The sequence below is a fragment of the Bacillus sp. AFS029533 genome, from assembly GCF_002585125.1.
GTDB classification, from domain to species: Bacteria; Bacillota; Bacilli; order Bacillales; family Bacillaceae_G; genus Gottfriedia; species Gottfriedia luciferensis_B.
This window is the reverse complement of the sequence record NZ_NUQC01000015.1, coordinates 62,384-82,137: the sequence shown is the minus strand read 5'-3', so window position 1 is coordinate 82,137 and position 19,754 is coordinate 62,384. Positions and strand designations below refer to the sequence as shown.

The window sequence follows — 19,754 nt, the reverse complement described above, 5'->3', positions numbered from 1 at the left end:
AATTTTTGATGATAAAACATACTAGCTTGTCTAACAAAGTCTAATTCTATGGTGTTTAAAGTTTGAACTGCAAATAAGGGATGCATCTGCGCAAATAAAGGATGAAAAGTTGCAAATAAACAGCGGACTGCAAATAAAATCTGAAAATCGCAATTAAAATTGGCAAAACTGCAATTAAAAATAGAGAATCGCAATTAAAATTTGTAAAACTGCAATTAAATCCGAGAGAATCGCAAATATGAATAGAAATTACCCATACCAGTAAAGGTAATATGACCTTAAAATTGTAAGATTGTTGATACTTTCGATTGGAAAACCCTTTAATTCATACAAAATCGAATAAAAAAATTGATAAAAACCACCTACATTTTCTTTAAATCTCAACTACAAATGAAAACGCATCTGAGATACCTCCCACTACTACCAGGAACACGAAACGTAAGTACATTAAAATTGATGCGTTCTTTTTACAAATAAAGGGGACGCCCCTGTGTCAGTTAAACCGACTTTCTAGGACAGCCCCATTTTCAGACTAAATATCGTATATTGCCTAAGCTTTTTTTAAAAATTCATCAATGATTGAAATTTGCTCATTCGTATTTAATGCAGGTGCATGACCAACTTTAGGTATTGTTTCCATTTGAAACTTCTGGGTTTCCTTCATTTTTAATGCTACATCAAGTGGCAAGACATCCGAAACTTCTCCTCGAATAAGTAAAATTTTTGATTGAATAGCCTCCCAGTAATTCCACAAAGTTAAATCTTCTGTATGCTGAAATTGTAAAGCAATCTTTGGATCATAATCAGGGCCAATTCCACCCTCATCTCTTCTACGGCAAGAGTTTTGCGTAAAATCATTCCATTCTTCTTCGCTCGAAACACCGAATGAATGATAAATTAATTTATAGTAATTCTTCAATTCAGTAAATGTTTTAAATTGAGGTGGTGTTCCAACATAGCTAATAATTCTCTTAATTCCTTCAATATCTTGTGGTTGGTTTTCTGAAGCTCCTGCCCCAATATCATTTAATGCTAAATGGGAAATACGATTTAGATGTTTCGGCGTACCAGCAAGTCGCATTCCAATTGCTCCACCCATCGAAGTCCCTACCCAACGAACTTGTTCAATTTCTAAACGGTCTAATAAACCAATCGCTATATTTACATAGTTTTCAAAACAGTAATCTTGCTCAGGAGAGGTGCTCCACTGACTTAATCCTCGTCCTATCGTATCTGGGCAAATTACATGATAATCCTTAGCTAAATGACGAGCTAAAATATCAAAATCCCTACCATTTCTAGTTAAACCATGCCAGCAAACAACTGTTGGATTTTTTCTTTCTCCCCATTCTGCAAAATGAAGCTCCATTCCATTAATCGATTCAAACCGAGACTCAGGATAGAAAATATTAATCACTCCATTCATTTTAGTGTCCACTTTATGTAATATTCGATTTTTATAAAAATATCCCTATAAAAACTAGAGAGAAAATACTGAAAAGATTCGGGTCTATTTAAATAATAATAATGACAAATACAACACAATCATGAATATTAAAAAAGAAAATAGAATTGATACAAGAATAATTGAATTATGAGTAGGTAAAAATTTTCCATTTTGAATTTCTTTCCGCTTTTTACTGTACTGAATAGTAGCTAATACACCCGTAATAAAACCAACAACACATGCATATATGCCAAGAAAAATTGCTAATGTATTAATGAATTGGTTATCACTAATTTTAATTGTAAAGTGTAGTGAAGTTGTTAAAAACCCTACACCAGTAATTGAGATTGCAGTTCGCAACCATGCTAAATATGTCCTTTCATTAGCTAGATGCTGTTGTGCATATTTAACACTTTCATCTGATAAATCATTTACTTTACTTAAAGAGACCATATTAAATTACCCCAATCAAAGATTTATAGAGTGATAAACTTAACGAAAACATATCTTAGTTTTAGTTTAATCTTTAAAATTTAAGATTTAGTAAAACTTAGATTACGTTTTGATAAAATTGAAATGGGGTAAAGTAAATCTATATTATTTACGAAGGAGTTAACAGAAGACTTCTATATAAATAGAACAAATAACAGCATTAGTATTAGCTATCAAAAATAAAACGATCAAAAAGATGGTAATTCAGTCCATCTTTCTGACCGTTCAATCTAACTATTTTTCTGTTTGTTGAAATTCGTTTTGAACCTTTTCCAAAAGGTTTTTTTCGGTAATTAAACGATAGCCCGTAAGAGCCAATGCTTTTGCCCCCGTTACTAGAGCATGATCACCAAGTGGCGACCTTGCAGCTTCACGGAATTCATTCGTATGAGCTATTAAATCATCAGGTCCAATTTTAATATATGCGTGAGAAGTAGGAACAACATGGCTTACGTTTCCTGCATCAGTGGATCCAAGACCACCACTTTTGCCATTTACTTCTTCACCCAATAAGCTTAGTTCTTCACCTACAATCTCATCAAGAGATTGATTGATAATAAAATCATGGACTTCATTTTGGAATCTTTCAATTTTCACTGTACTACCAGTTGCAAGTGCTGCTCCTTCGGCAATATTTCGAATTTTAGTTGATACTTCCTCTGTACGCTTCCAAGTACTGGCACGGATGAAAAATCTTGCTGAAGCATATTCTGGAATAATATTTGGTGCATCGCCTCCATGAGTAATAATTCCGTGTATGCGTACATCACTAGAAAGTTGCTGACGAAGGGCATTAATTCCATTGAATAATTGGATTACTGCATCTAAAGCATTAATTCCATGTTCTGGTGATCCAGCAGCATGGGCAGCTCTTCCATAAAAATGGAAGTCTAATGGATCTACTGCCAAAGTTGGACTCGATAAACCTGTTTTACCACTTGGGTGGAGCATAAGTGCTGCATCAACACCTTCTAGTAATCCGTGTTTTACGAAACTCCCCTTAGCGCTTCCATTTGGTCCCCCCTCTTCTGCAGGTGTTCCAAATATGACAACCTCTCCTCCGGTCTCAGAAATAACTTCAGCAAGAGCGATTCCTGCTGCCACACTTGTTGTTCCAATAATATTATGTCCGCATGCATGACCAAGACCAGGTAGTGCATCGTATTCTGCTAAAAAAGCGATGGTCGGTCCTTGCTTAGATGACTTTTTCCTTGCTACAAAGCCTGTTTCATGCCCCGCTATATTACGTGTTACATCGAAACCAGCTTCTACTAGAATTTTAGTATGTGTTTCTGATGCAAAAAATTCTTGATTGCCAATTTCAGGTTTCTCATGAATCTTGTGGCTAATTTCAAGATAAACTTCCTTCGATTCCTCAATACTTTTCACAATTTGTTCTCTTTGTGTTTCAATTTTAACTGTCATTTAAACTGATCTCCCTTCCATTCTTTTAAATAAGCATGAACTAGCTTTATAGATTTTTAATTTTATCAACCGAAATGACTACTGGAACCGTAGCGCCTTTGTCACGTTTAATAATGTAATCATGAACTTCTTTTGATTGATAAGCCTTTACAATCTTTGAAAAATCCTTGTCATTTTTATTCTTCGTACGAGATGCAATAACATTGATATACGGCATAGCTGCTTTATCATTTGGATCTTCTTTATAAAGTGGATCGTTTGCGGGGTCTAAGCCGGCTTGAACGGCAAATCCATTATTGATGATAGCTGCTGCCACATCATCCAATGATCTAGCTGTTTGCCCTGCAGCAATCGGTTTGATTTTTAGATGCTTAGGATTATCTTTAATTTGTTCAATACTTCCTTTAGGGTCAAAATTATCTACTAAACTAATTAACTTTGAAGATTGTAATAGTTTAAGTGCACGGCCTGCATTCGTAACATCATTTGGTATCGTAATAGTTGCTCCATCTGGAATATCACTTAACTTTTTAAACTTATGTGAGTAAATTCCCATTGGCGCAATCACCGTCGAGCCAATCGCAGAAATATCTAAATTATGATCACCTTTAAATTGGTTCATATACGTAATCGTTTGAAAAGCATTTAAATCAAGACTACCGTCATTAAGTGCTGTGTTAGGTTGAACATAATCTGAAAATGAAATAATTTTCAATTTAATGCCTTCACTTTTTACTTGTTTTTGTACAATATTCCAAAGTTCATAGTCATCACCGTTAATACCAATCTTAACCGTTCTCTCCTTTCCGTTACCTGATGATGCTTTAGAACCACATGCTGATAATACCGAAACCGTTAATAATAATGCTGCAAAAATAGTAAAAAACTTTTTCATCCTCTTTTCCTCCTTACATATCTTGACCACGTATTTCCTAAACTTTGTATGAGTTGAACAATAACTACTAGTAATACAACTGTAATGACAATAACCAATGTTTCAAAGCGCTGATAACCATATGTAATAGCTAAGTCACCTAATCCCCCAGCACCAACGGCACCAGCTGCCGCAGTCGATCCAATCAATCCAATCGTTGCAGTTGTAAATGATAGAATCAACGATGGAATCGCTTCAGGTAAAATAAACTTCACGATGATTTGAAACTTTGTTGCTCCCATTGAATAGGCTGTTTCTAGCACCCCTTTATCAACTTCTAGCATGGAATTCTCAATCAATCTTGCCAAATAAGGTCCTACAAAGATTGAAAGCGGAACAATTGCTGCAATTACACCAATGGACGTTCCCGTCAATAATCTAGTAAACGGTATAATGGCAACTAGTAAAATAATAAATGGTACAGATCGAACAATATTTATAATGGTATTTAACAACGTAAATAAAGGTTTGTTTTCCATTATATGACCTGGCCTTGTTACAACTAGGATTATACCCAACGGCAATCCTATGATTGTGCCAAAAATAAATGACCCTAGCACAGTTAGAAATGTATCTTGAGTTGCCTGCAAAAACTGCGGCCAAAAGAATTCCCAATTAAGCTCCATTTAACTCAACCTCCCTTACGTCTATCCCCTTTTCCGAAATAAATTTTATAGCTTTTGCGCTTTCCTCTTTTGTTCCTTCTAGTGCCACAAGCAAATTCCCATAAGGTCTTTCTTGTAGCTCTGTAATGGATCCATAAAGAATATTTAAATGGATATCGAATTTTTTAAGAACCTCTGATAATAATGGGTTACCTGCCTTGTCACCTAGGAAGACTAATTGATAATATTTTCCCTTTGATAATGATTTCGATAACTTAGATGGCACCTCATTTTGTAATACTGTGTTAACAAAATTCTTTGTAATACTTTTTTGTGGATTCGTAAATACGTCGTAAACATTACCTTCTTCTACAATTTCACCATTATCAATGACGGCCACTTTATCGCATAGATCACGAATTACACTCATTTCATGGGTAATAAGGAAAATTGTAAGATTATAGGATTTATTTACCTTCCTTAAAAGCTCTAATACATTCTTTGTTGTTTCAGGGTCTAATGCAGATGTAGCTTCATCACATAGCAAAAGATCTGGATCTGTTACGAGTGCCCTTGCAATCCCCACTCTTTGCTTTTGTCCTCCCGATAAGTGGCCCGGAAATACATCTTGCTTCCCTGTAAGTCCTACAAATTCAATTAACTCCATTACCTTTTCCTGGACATCTCGTTTCTTTTTTCCTTCTAGATATAGCGGCATTGCTATATTATCAAATACCGTTTTGGCAGAAAGTAGATTAAAATGTTGGAATACGACTCCAATTTTTCTACGTGTCTTACGTAATTCTTCATCTTTTAATGTCATTAGATCCAATCCATCAATGAGAACTGATCCTTTTGATGGTTCTTCAAGTCTATTTAAACAACGAATCAATGTACTTTTTCCTGCTCCGGAAAAACCAATGATCCCAAAGATCTCCCCTTTCTCAATTTTCATATTAATATTATTTAAAGCTTTAATTGGTGGCCTTCCAGGATAAACCTTGGAGACATTTTTAATTTCAATCAAATTACTTCCTCCAATGCAAGTTATTTCAATTCATCATAACTAAGTAAACAGATTTGAAAACTAGGTTTTATAACAATATTTCCCCCTTTTTCTCCTTTAGCACCTCATCAAAAAACCCCTCTTCTTATCCAAGAAAACAGATAAGAAGAGGGGTTATAATATATAAGCCACTTTACTTCTTATCTTTCAAATCGCATGAACGATTTGCAGGAATTAGCACGGTATTTGTTACGAAACAACAAACCCGTTGCCGAGGTATCGCAGGGCCAGTCCCTCCACCTCTCTGGATAAGTAATAGAATTTATTAAGTTTTTAAATTATTGTGTTCATGTTATCTCTCTTTTTATAATCCGTCAAGAACTATTTTTAAATTTTTTAGTCAAAATTGAGTTTTGATAATAGTAATTTTATTAAACACACTGTTTGGCATAAGTCTTAGGTCCTTCATATTCAAATCAAGAAACTTATTTCATTAACCGTTTGGAATAGGTCTAGATACACATTTTTTAGTTTTTATTAGTAATTCATTTAAAAGAAGGAAAAAAAGCAGACAAGAATAGAACTTGTCTGCTTTTTTGAATTGTGCCTACCATAATGTAGGCTTTACCACCATGAACCATAGCATGATCATCAAAAGAACGATGTAAATCCAGATAGATCGACGAAGCTTCTGAATCAACATTCTCCCGTCATGGGTTGGTTCACTGAATTTCCGAATGGTCGGTGAAAAGGCTCTAGCTAGGAAAAATAATGAACTCACCAAAAGAAGAATAGTCATCACAATCCAAGATGTTTTCCACGACCAATGGCCCGCTAGTACCAACAAGATCCCTGATCCAACCAGTACATGCCCAGCATGCTTTGCCAATCTGACAGCAAACCGGAATACATCCAAATAGCTCTGTTGTATCGCGGACTGTGTGGTATGCAGCTTTTTAAGTATAGGAATCAATACAAAAAAAGGACCAATCGATAAAATTACACTAGCAATATGTATGTAAAGAAGCAGTCTATACAGCATAAAAATTAATCTTGGATGAGACGAAACTCATGAACCCATACCCTCATTTTTGGCAGCCAAGGCATTCCAGGATGGATTGATAAGATCGATTGCTTATACTCTTCCACTGTCGCATAGCCTTCTTGCTTAGCATCCTCATCTGTTAATTCACCAAGGGATTGAGAATAAACTTTTTCAACAACATACTGGTGATTTTGAAGGGTCATCACTTCCCCAACATCTGCATATCTTCCGTTTCGGCGAGTAGCAGTTTTTTGTCCTGCTAATACCTTTTTGACATCCTCTTGAAGAGTAACAAGGCGTTCAATCGTACATGTTTTTGGTGGTAAAGCGTTCGTTTCATTTTGATTTGACATTTAATCCATTCTCCATTTCATTTTAATTTTATAGTTAAGTCTATTAAAAAAAACGACTAGTTCCATTTTAATTAAATTAGTACATGATTAGCAAATTTTATTTAAGAATATTGCAATAAGTACCACCATAATAGGGACCAATAAAAAAACAGAAAAACTCCCAAGATAGTTTTTCTGTTTTTTACAGTTAATACTCATTCAGCTAATCCATGATTTAATAATCGTAATCCAAATCTTCAAAGCGGTAAAACCAATTAATACTGCCAGAATTCCTCGTAAAACCTGCGTTTTTGTTTTTTTGCCTATTTTTGCTCCTAATGGTGAGGCAATTAAACTTGCAATAACAACAATAATTGTAGGCAAAATTTCAACCTGACCAGTAGAGATTTTCCCAATCGTTACGCCTATTGAAGAGATAAATGTAATGGCTAATGACGAAGCAATTGTCACACGAGTTGGTATTTTTAAGATTGTTAACATGATTGGTACTAACAGAAATGCTCCTCCTGCACCAACAATACCCGCACTAATTCCAACGATAAATGCCAAACCTGAAGCAAGCCAAACATTAATTGAAATTTGACCATCTGCTGACATCTCGACGTTTTTTCTAGGAATAAACATTAAAACGACCGCAATCATTGCTAAAATACCATAAACAAGGTTAATACCATGTTCTGAAAGTAGATTTGAACCAAATCCACCAAGAAAACTTCCTATTAGTACACTTATTCCCATACTTAATATAACTTTTTTATTTAAATAACCGCTTTTACGATAACTTAATACCCCACCTAAAGTTGCAAATACTACTTGGACAGCACTTATACCTGAGACTTGATGTGGTGTAAAAGCAGCAAATCCTAATAATGGAGGGATAAATAAGAGCATTGGATAATTTATAATCGCTCCACCAATTCCTACCATCCCTGAAATAAAGGACCCAAAAAAACCAACTAAGAAAAGTACTAAAATTAAGGTCCATTCCATTTTAAGTCCCCCTATAATAGAAAAGGAGATGTGACTCTTAACTCTCCTTTTCATATTAATCTTTTAACTTATCCCTTTTTAATCCAAAATTTTAAAACATTGTCTTCTTCTGTATAATTTAATAATTCGTGTCCACCTGATTTAGCCCAAGCTGCAAGGTCGTTTTTAGCACCTTTATCAGTTACATGAATTTCAAGTACTTCGCCTGCTTCAATCTCTGCAATTGCTTTTCTTGTTTTTACAATTGGAATTGGACATGCTAAACCTTTTGCATCTAATAATTTTGTAGTTTTCATTCTATTCTCCTCCAAGTCTCATTATCGTACTGCACAGCGATTTGGACCTATTTCCATTTCTCTCTGTTTTTCTTCATTTAAATTAATTTTGCCCATATTAACTTCACGGATTTCTTGATATGAGTTTGGTTGTGGTGGTAAGTTCTCAGTTACTAATTTTCTAAACTCACTTTCACTCTCAATGTTCAATCCATGATTCTGATCAAATAAATATCCTAGTTTCTTATAAACACTACCATCTTCGTTCAATTCACTAATCACCATAAAATGTGATGGAAGCACAATTAATTCAAGCGATAAATTTCGGTATTTTTTATAAAGGGTTTCGCGTAAGTCCCCTACCCAATCCTCTGCCATACCAGCAAGATCAGGTCTACCAATTGAATCGATAAATAAAATATCACCAGAAAGTAAGAACTTTTCATCAATAACAAATGACGTTGATCCGATTGTATGACCTGGTGAATAAAGAGCCTCGATATTGATTGACGTTTCACCAATCAATACCTTATTACCATCTTCTAATGGACTATATTCAAAAGTAACTTCTTTAGCATCCTTTGGCGGTAACCAGTATGTTGCTCCCGTAATCTCAGCAATTTTTCTACCACCAGAAATATGATCTGCATGAAGGTGAGTATCAAATACATTTGTGATTTTTGCGTTCTTTGTATTTGCAAAATCAATGTAGATATCCGTCATTCGAGTAGAATCAAATATAGCTGCCTCATTATTTGAGATCACCATATAGGATAAACATCCCTTGCCGATTCTGACAAATTGATACAGCTCTCCACCATTTTTCAAATCTGCAATTTTTACTGGTTCTAGATGTTCACTCCACTCTTTCATTCCGCCTTTAAGGTAAGCTACGTCTAGTCCCTCGTCTGAAAGCATCTCTGCGATCATGATGGAAGACCCTTCTTTAGCACACACAACTAAAACATCTTTACTTGTAGGTATCTTATCTAAAATATCTTCAACCCCATCAAGTAAATCAAAATAAGGTATATTTAAATGTTCAAAATTTGAACCTTCTATTTTCCAATCGTTATAATCATCAGTATTTCGTACATCTAGAATAAATAGTTCTTCTTTATCAAATATTTTTTTTGTAATCTCTTTTGCAGACATTGCTGTGACTGCCATACCTTATACCCCCTATAGTATATTTTCATTCAAAAAAAATTAGATTAACCTTTTATGCTCGTTGTTTTCCCAGACCATTCAGTCATTCCAGGAATGACATTAAATACATTAGTAAAACCGCTAGAAAACAGTAATTGAGCAGCAAGATCACTACGGTTTCCAGTTCTGCAAACAATATATATTTCATTATCTTTATTTAATTCTGTCATACGGTTCTCCAATTCACCTAAAGGGATTGATACCGCATTTGGTATATGATTAAATACATATTCTGCTTCTTCTCTTACATCTAAAACGATTATATTTTCGTTTTGTAGCTTTTGATTTAATTGATCGTTCGAAATGACGTTTTCAAATCTTTTTTCAATTGTATTTTCATCTGAAGATTTTCTTAAATAATGAAGTAATACTTCTCCATTTTCAATTGTACCTAAATATTGATTTCCAGTGCTTTCCGCCCAAGCTTTAATGTCTGCTTTTGAACCTTTATCAGTCGCTTGAACCTCAATCACTTGTCCATTATCTAGATCCTTCATTGCTTTTCTAGTCTTTACAATCGGCATTGGACAAGCTAATCCTTTTGCATCTAATTTCATGTTAGTTTTAATGAACTCCATATTATGACCTCCGCACTTATGATACCACCTAGGGTATTAATTTAATCAAAAAAATTATTCTACGTTTCCTTCCCAAGAAAGCATTCCGCCTACCATGTTTTTAACGTTAAACCCTTGAGATTGAAGGAATTCCGTTGCACGCCCACTTCGAGCACCTGAACGACAAACCATAATATATTCTTTTGATTTATCTAATTCATGTAATCGAAATTCGATTAACCCAAGTGGAATATGAATTGCTTCATGGATTTTTCCAGCTGCAACTTCATCTACCTCACGAACATCGATAATATTTACTTCTTTTCCAGTTTTCAATTCATTTTCAAGCTCAATCGCAGTAATTTCATTCATGTCATTCAAATCCTTTCTAATTAAATAAATAAGTTAACTTGACCTTCTTCTGCTTCACCTAAGTAGGCTGCAACACCAGCATATTGAATATTCTCTAATAACTCTTCGGTTTGTAGACCTAACAGATCCATTGTCATTGTACATGCTACTAAATTTATATCTTGTTCTTGGGCCATTTCAATTAATTGTGGCAAAGGAACTGCATTATGCTTTTTAATAATATCCTTAATCATTTTTGGACCGAAACCAGCAAAGTTCATTTTAGAAAGTCCCATTTTATCAGCGCCTCTAGGCATCATCTTTCCAAACATCTTTTCAATAAAACCTTTTTTTGTTGCTACATGTTCACTTTTTCGTAAAGCATTTAGTCCCCAAAATGTATGAAAAATAGTTACTTCATGATCAAAAGCTGCTGCACCGTTCGCAATAATATAGGCGGCCATTGCTTTATCATAATCTCCACTAAATAAAATGATATTTGTTTTCTTAGTTGTCATATTCATTCTCCTTCTCGTTCTTTATACCCATTGGGGTATATTAAAAAACAAAAAAATATATTATATCTTATATATACTATTACCCCTATGGGTATATGATATTAAAAATAAAAAATGGTGTCAAACCATTTCTTCTTATCTACTTTTTACAAGTAAGTTTACTGCTTCCTTCACTAAATCTTCGGCATCTTGCCCGTTTTCATTCGCATTTCGGACACAATCAACTAAATTTGAGCTTACTATTACGCCAATCGTACGATCCAAAGCTGATTTAACTGCTGATAACTGTGTAATGACATCTTTACAGTCTTTATCTTCTTCCATCATTTTTAAAATTCCACGAATCTGTCCCTCAATTCGCTTTACTCTATTTTTTACTGGATCATCATAATTCATTAAATCACCCCTAACTTATAAAACTAAGCTTAACCATTTTTTTAAGAATATATGTGCGATATTCTTACTTAGAATATATACCCCACAGGGTATATTGTCAACCATTTAATTTTATATAAATTAGTCTTCTTTTAGTAAGTTAAAAGTAGATATGTAAAAAAAGATCACAATAATGTAATCTTTTTTTTCAAAGTTTTGCAATATAAAACAGTTTAAACGGAAAATCAATATTAAGTGGAACATTATTAATGTTAAATTTAGTGATTTATTATTTAATGTTAAACTATAGTAATTGTTTTTTTCAGAAGTTAAAAATATTAGAACAAATTTTAGATAAAATAATTTCAAATGATACTATATATAAGTTGGTGCTCGTGCTCGATTGACCTCAAACTGATTAACTATCTGTTATATTGCACTAAGTAAAGGATATTAAATTATGTTCTTATCATAAACTTTTTTTGATGAATTAGTTGATTGGAATGGAGGGATGCTCGACTCCTATGGGATATTCGGGAAGGCTAAAGACCCCGCAGGCTTGCCGAGGAGGCNNAAGAATCTCGCCCCATGGAAAGCTAGCATCCTGTAATGGAAATCAACATCATTCTACTCCTTTTACGAAAACTTGATAATTAATTGACAAGATTGTTTTTCAAGCGTTACCTTGAAATTTTAAGATTTTACAGTCATCCCCATCTCAAAATAAGTACCTACTTCCATAACTGCTTCGTCTTTATGAATAAAGTCATTTTTCTCTTTTAAATAAAGATAATCATTAGACCATTCGCCAATGTTTTGAATTATATCTTTTAAAGCATTAGTGAATATGACTACTTCTTCATTCGTAGTCGTTGGATGGACACTCATGCGAATCCAACCAGGCTTTACGCTAATATTGCCATTATCGATTTCATCTGTAATTGCTTTAGACATTTCTCTTGTAATATTCAGTAGCATATGTCCATAAGTACCCGCACATGAACAACCACCTCGTACTTGAATACCGTAACGGTCATTTAACAATCTAACTACTAAATTATGATGAATATCTTTTAAATAAAAAGAATAAAAACCTAATCGTGGATTACTTGAATCTTCAAGTAAGACTACATTTTCAATTGTACGAAGCTCATCTAATACGATGTGTGCCAATTCTTCTTCACGATTTAATATATTCGCTGTACCCATTGCATTTTTTACTTTAATTGCAAGAGCTGTTCTAATTGTTTGCAGAAATCCTGGAGTACCGCCATCTTCTCTTTCACGAATATTGTTAATGTATTTTTTCTCACCCCATGGATTTGTCCATTCAACAGTTCCTCCGCCTGGATGATCAGGGATTTTATTTTGATACATTGAAGAGTCAAATATCAATACTCCGCTACTTCCAGGTCCTCCTAAAAACTTGTGTGGAGAAAACAGAATGGCATCAAGTTTTTCCATCGGATCGCTAGGATGCATATCAATGTCAACATATGGCGCAGAAGCCGAGAAATCCACAAAACAAACGCCATTATATTCATGCATTAGTCTAGCTAGCTTATGATATGGTGTAATTAATCCAGATACATTAGAACAAGCACTGAAAGATCCAATTAATTTTCGTTTATTTTTATAAAACTCAAGTCGATTTCTTAAATAGTTTAAATCGATTACATTATTAGTACAATTTGGTACAACTTCTACATCACAAATCGTTTCCAACCACGAAGTATGATTGCTATGATGCTCCATACTTGTTATAAAAACAACTGGTCTTTCTTCCTCAGGTATACTTAAACGGAAGTGGAAATTTTCATGTATTTTAAGCCCTAAAATGCGTTGAAATTTATTCATAACGCCAGTCATACCTGATCCATCCGTTATGATTGTATCGGAAACGCTTGCATTAACATGCTCTTTTATGATCTGTAATGCTTCATGATAACAATTCGTCATCGTGCTTCCAGTTATATTTGATTCCGTATGCGTATTTGCAACATACGGCCCAAAAGCTGAAAGTAATTTTTCTTCAACTGGTCCATATAACCTACCACTTGCAGCCCAGTCCAAATAAATAATTTTCTTTTCACCAAATGGCGATAAGAATGTTTTTTCATTTCCAATAATCTCTTTTCTAAATTGTGAAAAATACTTTTCTAAATTCAATTTTATCGCTCCTAATGAGAAAATGTTGTGTGCTTTTTAATCGGAAGCTCTGTTTAGATAATTAAGATAAAACCGAGTATTCCAATACCCAATAGGGTATTATATAAAATGCACTGAAGCCAGTCCGCTCATGACGGAATGGCTTTTTTAAAGTAATTTATCAGTTTTTAAACAGAACCAATTAAAAAGAAAATATCTTGCGTCAAAATCTAAATAGAAAACTTATTTACATATACAAATATATGTCATATTATTCTGTATTAAAAGAATTTTTTCACTTTTAAAATATTAGTAAAATTTTACACTATCTATTTTATTTAAAAAGAGACCCTTTTTGATAGTACTCTTTCATCATTTTTTCTGGGACCATACTACCACCTGTAGCCCAAATGACATGGGTACTATTTTCCATTTTTTTCATTAAATTATTTTTTAGTAAATAATCTTTGCCTTCTTTAAATAATTTAATTGGACCAATCATACCAGCTAGTGCCGACGGTTCTAAATAAAGATCCTCAGTATCAACTAACTCTTTTAACATGGTGTACAGTTTTTCATCACTTATTGTGTAGCTACCGCTTAAAAAAGGCTCGATGATTTTTCCTACAAAGCCAGATGGTCTCCCTACAGCTAAGCCATCTGCATCCGTTTTATTATCAATGCCAAAATCTTGTACAGAAACTTGATCGTGAAGTCCTGTCATTAATCCAATCAACATACAAGGAGAATGAGTTGGCTCAGCAAAAAAGAAATGAACATTATCTTTAAATAATAGTTTCAGACCAAATGCGACACCACCTGGTCCTCCTCCAACTCCGCAAGGTAAATAAACAAATAATGGATGATTTTCATCTATTGTAATGTCTAATTCTTCAAATTGCTTTTTTAAACGTGAAGCTGCTACTGCATATCCTAAAAATAAATCATTTGAATTTTCATCATCTACAAAATAACAACTAGGATCTGCTTCAGCTTGAATACGTCCTTCTTCTACTGCCTTACTATAATCCGCCTCGTATTCAATAACATTTACATTTTTACTTCTAAGTAAATCTTTTTTCCATTGCTTTGCATCCGCTGACATATGTACGGTTACTTTAAAACCTAACTTTGCACTAATAATTCCAATGCTCATACCTAAATTTCCAGTGGACCCTACAGCAATTGAGTAGTTGGAGAAAAAATCTCTAAAAATACCACTATCTATTTTTGAGTAATCATCTTCAATCGTTAATAGCTGATGCTTTATAGCTAGGCTTTCGGCGTGCTTTAATATTTCATAAATGCCACCTCTTGCTTTAATTGACCCTGATATTGGTAAATGACTATCACATTTTAAAAATAATTCTCCTAATATAGTTTGTTGGAAATTTTTCTCTAAAGATTGTTTCATAGAAGGAATTTTTACTAAAGGAGACTCAATAATGCCATTTGTATCTTTTGTTTCTGGAAAAACCTTTGATATATATGGTGCAAACCTTTTTAATCGTTCATCTGCGTCGTTTACATCATCTTGGGTAAGTGGTGACATTTTCATTGCTTTTTGAAACGTCTCAACATTTGGGTTCAACCAAAGGTATTCCTCAAAGATCATCAGTTTTTTTAGCATTGGATACTTTTCTATATATGCCTGTATATCAATTCTATCCATCTATATTCCTCCTATACTTAAACAGTTTATATGTAGTTTATCAGATATTATCACTAGAATAGCTTTGATTGTTAATCTTTTGTAAATTCCCATCAAAAGAGATTGGTTTGAATTTTGATTCAAACTATACTATTTCTATGTATCAGTTGTTGGAGGGAAATATGAATCTTAATCATAAAAATAATAAGATTTCTCTTTTGTTAGAAATACTTATTGTTTCTACTAAACTGGGTTTAACTTCTTTTGGTGGACCAATCGCTCATTTAGGTTATTTTCGTGAAGAATATGTAAAAAGGAAAAAGTGGATTGACGATCAAAACTATGCTGATTTAGTAGCTTTGTCACAATTTTTACCTGGACCAGCAAGTAGCCAGGTTGGCATTGGTATTGGGGTAATTCGTGCAGGGGTCTTAGGTGGCATTGTCTCGTTTATTGGATTTACATTACCATCAGTCATTGCACTTATATTATTTGCATTATTACTACAAGATTTGGATATAAAAAATTCCGGTTGGATTCATGGATTAAAACTGGTTGCGGTACCAATTGTTGCACAAGCCATTTTAGGTATGGTAAAGAACTTGACGCCTGATTTAAAAAGAAAAGCTCTTGCTTTGTTTGCAATGACTGCAACACTAATATGGCAAACGACATTCACTCAAATTGCTGTTATTTTACTATCTTCAATTTGTGGATATTTTCTATATCGGGATAATGAAAATAGTGATAAAACTATATTAGTTACGAATATATCAAAAAAAGTTTCAATCATTTGTTTGGCTATATTTTTTATATTATTAGTTTTATTACCCTTAATTAGTTCATTTACATCTTCAAAATGGATTTCTATATTTGACAGTTTTTACAGAGCAGGATCTATGGTATATGGAGGAGGCCATGTTGTTCTCCCTCTACTTGAACGTGAGTTTGTTCCTACTGGATGGCTAAATAAAGAAACATTTTTGGCTGGATATGGTGTCACGCAGGCTGTACCTGGACCATTATTTACGTTTGCATCCTATTTAGGAACTGTAATGGTGGGCTGGCGAGGAGGTTTAATTGCAACGATTGCCATCTTTTTACCTGCTTTCCTTCTTATTTTAGGAACTCTCCCATTTTGGTCTAGTATGCGTCGTAGTTCGAAATTAAGGAGAGCTTTATTAGGTGTAAACTCAGCAGTAGTTGGGATTTTAATTTCAGCCTTTTGTAATCCAATATGGATTAGCTCTGTATTTTCGATTTTTGACTTTCTAATAATAGCGGTCTTATTTAGTATGTTAGTATTTATGAAATTACCACCTTGGATTATTGTACTTATAGGAGCCATTAGCGGAGAATTTGTATCTAGATTCTAAATTTAAAATAATAAGTTGAATTACAGGTAAATTGTTCCTTGACCTTTCTTTATAATTAAATTAATAAAATAATAAAGACTGGCCTTTCCGTATATCAGAAGGGCCAGTCTGTTTCTTAATGATCCAATTATATCTCTTACTTTTTCTCTGTAGTTAATGGTTCCACTTCTTCTGCCGTTTTCAAATCAATAACTTTTGTTGGATTTTTTGGTATTGGAATCGTTTTGTTTTTAGGTGGTTGTTCTTTCTTTTCTACCCATTTTTCTAGTAATTCAAATGATTGATATACATATGGGAGTAGTGGTTGTAATTCTTTCTTTTGATCAGTTGCTATATTCCAAACTAGACTGTCTACATGATTCGCTTTATCTATAGTATAAAGACGATGATATTTTCCTTTCCCTGCTTCCTTAACTAATTGATCATATGGTTCGGCGTGAACGGAAGGGAAAATAAGTGAATCTAGTGACCCCGTTAAACTGATTAATGGTACATCGATATCACCAGTGTTCTGAATTTTTTTTATGTTTTTCTTAACCGATAACGGACGTTTGTTATAATCGTAGTCTTTAAAAATTGAATCATATTGACGATCCCTAATGCCATTAATAAAATTCAAGTAGTTTTGCCATAGGATATGGTTAGGTGCGTTCGGATCAAACTCATCACGATAAATATTTAATGTAATAAACCAATAAACTTGGTCATGGTAGCCCCATAATTGTTCAGATGCCTTAGGTAATCCTGCTTTATACATTTCTTGAATTGCCTTCTCTTTTTCATTTCCTGATCCATATAATGCTTTTTCAGCGTTATTTACTACCGGTGTAAGTGAACTGATTAGGTTTGGATTATTCGCTCTCCATAAAACCCCTTCCCAATCAAGTCCCCCATCATATAAAGCCGGTTCTCCAGTTTTCTTTTTCCCATCATTTTCAAGTGCGTAACGAACAACATATCCTCCATTAGATATGCCCATTGCATAAGTTGGAATTTTGTGATCCTTACTCACTAACTTACTTGCTGGATTATCTTTTTCATTTTTATGTATTAATTGCTCTGCATGATTCTCTATTAAATATTTTTGAGCTGCCTTCGTCAATTCTCGAAAACGTTTATTCCATTCTGCAACACTGTCTTCTTCATCCGCAAATGCATTTTTAGATTTTGCAAACGAATCGGATGGATCTACCTCTCCTTGCGTTCCTTTGTCTGAAGCTGCGAATGCATATCCTTTTGCGAGTACATAATCACTAAATAATAAGTCGGTTGCTGTTTCACTTCTTGTCGCTGGAATTCCCGCTACTACTAATTTTCCATTCCAGTTTTCAGGAACACGAATGACAAACTTTGAATCTTCGAACATTCCATTAATTTGAGTTCCTTTAATTTCTGCAGGCTTATACATTTTATACCAGCCAGTCCCGGAATCCTTATTTCCCCAGTTATATGGAGCTAGACCAAGATTTCCAAACTCAGTAGCAGCACTGTATTGGATCGGATTTTTGGTAGTAAGCCAGTTTCCATTTACACCATCAAATACAGTAACTTTTACATCATGAGCTCCTGGGATTACGGTTGCTGAAGTTACCTCTGAATAAACTCTTTCTTTCGAAAAACTTACTGAAGGACTAGTAAATGTTAGAACAGAAACTGCTCCGAGTGCCATTAATTTTTTCTTCACTCTATCAATCTCCCTTGTAAAAAATTTCCTCCTTTTTACTTTCTATTCCAATTCAAATATACCTTCATCAAATATCTTTCAATTCATCATTATACAAGCATTTATTCAGATCAAATAAAAAGGAGCCGAAATGACTGGCTCCATAAATGATAAATCTTTATCTAAAGATTTTATTTTACTTAGTTTAAAAGAACAGCAATATTTCTTGCAGTTCTTTCTATATTGTCAAATGCATTTTTCATTACATCTTCAATTGGTAAGATGGCTGGAATAGTTGGAAAAATAGCATCGATTCCGTGTTTATATAACTCTTCAATTCCATCACCGATACTACCACATATCGCAATAACTTTTGCATTTGATGGTGCACATGCAGCTGCTCCAACTGGCGCTTTTCCATAAATAGTTTGCCCATCCATTCTTCCTTCTCCTACAATTACAATGTCTGCATCCTTACATACTTCCACAACATTTAATTGTTCAAGAACAAGTTCAATGCCTTTTTTTATTGAAGCATTTGCGAATAAGATAAGACCTGCGCCCATGCCTCCACCTGCACCGCTACCTGGTACTTCTGAAACGGATTTGTTCATATATTGCTCTGCAATTGAATAGAAATTCATCATCGCTTCATCCATTGTCGGTAATTGATTAGCAGTTAGACCTTTTTGGGGACCAAATATATATGTTGCACCATTTCTACCATTCAACGGGTTAACAACGTCTGCCGCTATCGTAATTTTTACTTTTTCTAAAAGCGGTGATTTATTTTTATCAGTCATTGAAGCTACTTTTAGTAATGCCTCACCATTGCTTTGGATTTCTTTTCCGTTTTCATCAAAGAATTGATAGCCAAGTGCGGTAGCCATTCCAATTCCACCGTCATTCGTAGAGCTACCTCCAACACCAATTATTAGTTCTGAAGCTCCACGTTCAATCGCATAAATCATCAACTCACCAACACCATATGATGTAGTTTGTAATGGGTTACGCTTATCAAGCGGTACGAGATGCAAACCACATGCTTCGGCCATTTCGATAAATGCCGTTTTATGATCTTTAGAAAATGCTATTTTAGCTTGCACTGTTTCATTCAGAGGGCCAGTTACTTCAACACTTTCAATCTCGCCACCATTTGAAGCAATTAGTGCTTGAACTGTACCTTCCCCTCCATCAGCAAGTGGTAATAAATGATATTCTGCTGTTGGAAAAACTGAATGAAATCCTTTATGAATGGCTTTTGCTACATTCATTGCATCCAAGCTTTCTTTAAAGGAATCAGGTAAGATTACTACTTTCATTTGTCCTCCTCC

20 protein-coding genes and 1 riboswitch are annotated in these 19,754 nt (G+C 34.1%); of the genes, 1 reads left to right on the top strand and 19 read right to left on the bottom strand.

What is annotated here, in order from left to right:
- Positions 1–550: 550 nt before the first annotated feature.
- From COE53_RS08100 to COE53_RS08020, 17 genes are all read right to left on the bottom strand, one after another.
- Positions 551–1,426: an alpha/beta fold hydrolase gene (locus tag COE53_RS08100; RefSeq protein ID WP_091023900.1), complete on the bottom strand. Its 876-nt coding sequence runs from the start codon at positions 1,424–1,426 to the stop codon at positions 551–553.
- Positions 1,427–1,510: 84 nt separating this feature from the next.
- Entirely contained in the window at positions 1,511–1,900 is a 390-nt protein-coding gene (locus tag COE53_RS08095; protein ID WP_069033207.1) for a YidH family protein, read from the bottom strand.
- A 273-nt stretch (positions 1,901–2,173) separates the two neighbouring features.
- Complete coding sequence (locus COE53_RS08090; RefSeq protein ID WP_091023902.1) at positions 2,174–3,364, bottom strand: M20 family metallopeptidase; 1,191 nt, start codon at positions 3,362–3,364, stop codon at positions 2,174–2,176.
- 46 nt (positions 3,365–3,410) lie between these two features.
- Positions 3,411–4,259 carry a MetQ/NlpA family ABC transporter substrate-binding protein gene (locus COE53_RS08085; protein WP_098947718.1) on the bottom strand — a complete coding sequence of 283 codons (849 nt, stop codon included), beginning with the start codon at positions 4,257–4,259 and terminating at the stop codon, positions 3,411–3,413.
- Entirely contained in the window at positions 4,256–4,924 is a 669-nt protein-coding gene (locus COE53_RS08080; RefSeq protein WP_069033204.1) for a methionine ABC transporter permease, read from the bottom strand. Before COE53_RS08080 ends, COE53_RS08085 begins: the two co-directional genes overlap by 4 nt.
- Positions 4,914–5,930: a methionine ABC transporter ATP-binding protein gene (locus COE53_RS08075; protein ID WP_098947716.1), complete on the bottom strand. Its 1,017-nt coding sequence runs from the start codon at positions 5,928–5,930 to the stop codon at positions 4,914–4,916. Before COE53_RS08075 ends, COE53_RS08080 begins: the two co-directional genes overlap by 11 nt.
- Positions 5,931–6,106: 176 nt before the next feature.
- Positions 6,107–6,224, bottom strand: a riboswitch (SAM riboswitch).
- Positions 6,225–6,516: 292 nt separating this feature from the next.
- A complete protein-coding gene (locus COE53_RS24290) occupies positions 6,517–6,951 on the bottom strand; it encodes a hypothetical protein (RefSeq protein WP_091023909.1) in 435 nt (144 codons plus the stop codon).
- A gap of 5 nt (positions 6,952–6,956) precedes the next feature.
- Entirely contained in the window at positions 6,957–7,307 is a 351-nt protein-coding gene (locus COE53_RS08065; RefSeq protein WP_091023911.1) for an ASCH domain-containing protein, read from the bottom strand.
- A 198-nt stretch (positions 7,308–7,505) separates the two neighbouring features.
- Positions 7,506–8,297, bottom strand: coding sequence for a sulfite exporter TauE/SafE family protein (locus COE53_RS08060; protein WP_069033200.1), 792 nt, complete (start codon positions 8,295–8,297; stop codon positions 7,506–7,508).
- A gap of 68 nt (positions 8,298–8,365) precedes the next feature.
- On the bottom strand, positions 8,366–8,593 hold the full coding sequence (locus COE53_RS08055) for a sulfurtransferase TusA family protein (RefSeq protein WP_069033199.1): 228 nt from the start codon (positions 8,591–8,593) through the stop codon (positions 8,366–8,368).
- 21 nt (positions 8,594–8,614) lie between these two features.
- Positions 8,615–9,742 carry an MBL fold metallo-hydrolase gene (locus COE53_RS08050; protein ID WP_098947715.1) on the bottom strand — a complete coding sequence of 376 codons (1,128 nt, stop codon included), beginning with the start codon at positions 9,740–9,742 and terminating at the stop codon, positions 8,615–8,617.
- Positions 9,743–9,786: 44 nt separating this feature from the next.
- Complete coding sequence (locus tag COE53_RS08045; protein ID WP_069033197.1) at positions 9,787–10,359, bottom strand: sulfurtransferase TusA family protein; 573 nt, start codon at positions 10,357–10,359, stop codon at positions 9,787–9,789.
- 54 nt (positions 10,360–10,413) lie between these two features.
- Positions 10,414–10,710, bottom strand: coding sequence for a rhodanese-like domain-containing protein (locus COE53_RS08040; RefSeq protein ID WP_069033196.1), 297 nt, complete (start codon positions 10,708–10,710; stop codon positions 10,414–10,416).
- A 20-nt stretch (positions 10,711–10,730) separates the two neighbouring features.
- Complete coding sequence (locus tag COE53_RS08035) at positions 10,731–11,213, bottom strand: DsrE/DsrF/DrsH-like family protein (RefSeq protein ID WP_098947713.1); 483 nt, start codon at positions 11,211–11,213, stop codon at positions 10,731–10,733.
- 129 nt (positions 11,214–11,342) lie between these two features.
- Positions 11,343–11,603, bottom strand: coding sequence for a metal-sensitive transcriptional regulator (locus COE53_RS08030; protein ID WP_069033194.1), 261 nt, complete (start codon positions 11,601–11,603; stop codon positions 11,343–11,345).
- Between the two features lie 672 nt (positions 11,604–12,275).
- Positions 12,276–13,751, bottom strand: a complete 1,476-nt coding sequence (locus COE53_RS08025; RefSeq protein ID WP_098947711.1) for an aminotransferase class V-fold PLP-dependent enzyme — start codon at positions 13,749–13,751, stop codon at positions 12,276–12,278.
- 313 nt (positions 13,752–14,064) lie between these two features.
- A complete protein-coding gene (locus tag COE53_RS08020) occupies positions 14,065–15,402 on the bottom strand; it encodes a D-serine ammonia-lyase (protein WP_098947709.1) in 1,338 nt (445 codons plus the stop codon).
- 161 nt (positions 15,403–15,563) lie between these two features.
- Between COE53_RS08020 and COE53_RS08015 the strand changes: the two genes are divergently transcribed.
- Complete coding sequence (locus tag COE53_RS08015) at positions 15,564–16,757, top strand: chromate transporter (protein ID WP_098947707.1); 1,194 nt, start codon at positions 15,564–15,566, stop codon at positions 16,755–16,757.
- A gap of 136 nt (positions 16,758–16,893) precedes the next feature.
- Here COE53_RS08015 and COE53_RS08010 read toward each other — a convergent pair whose 3' ends face one another.
- Both COE53_RS08010 and COE53_RS08005 read right to left on the bottom strand, forming a co-directional pair.
- Positions 16,894–18,441 (bottom strand): alpha/beta hydrolase domain-containing protein, encoded by a 1,548-nt coding sequence (locus tag COE53_RS08010; protein WP_098947705.1) that lies wholly within the window; start codon positions 18,439–18,441, stop codon positions 16,894–16,896.
- A 179-nt stretch (positions 18,442–18,620) separates the two neighbouring features.
- Entirely contained in the window at positions 18,621–19,742 is a 1,122-nt protein-coding gene (locus COE53_RS08005) for a glycerate kinase (RefSeq protein WP_098947704.1), read from the bottom strand.
- Positions 19,743–19,754: the final 12 nt, after the last annotated feature.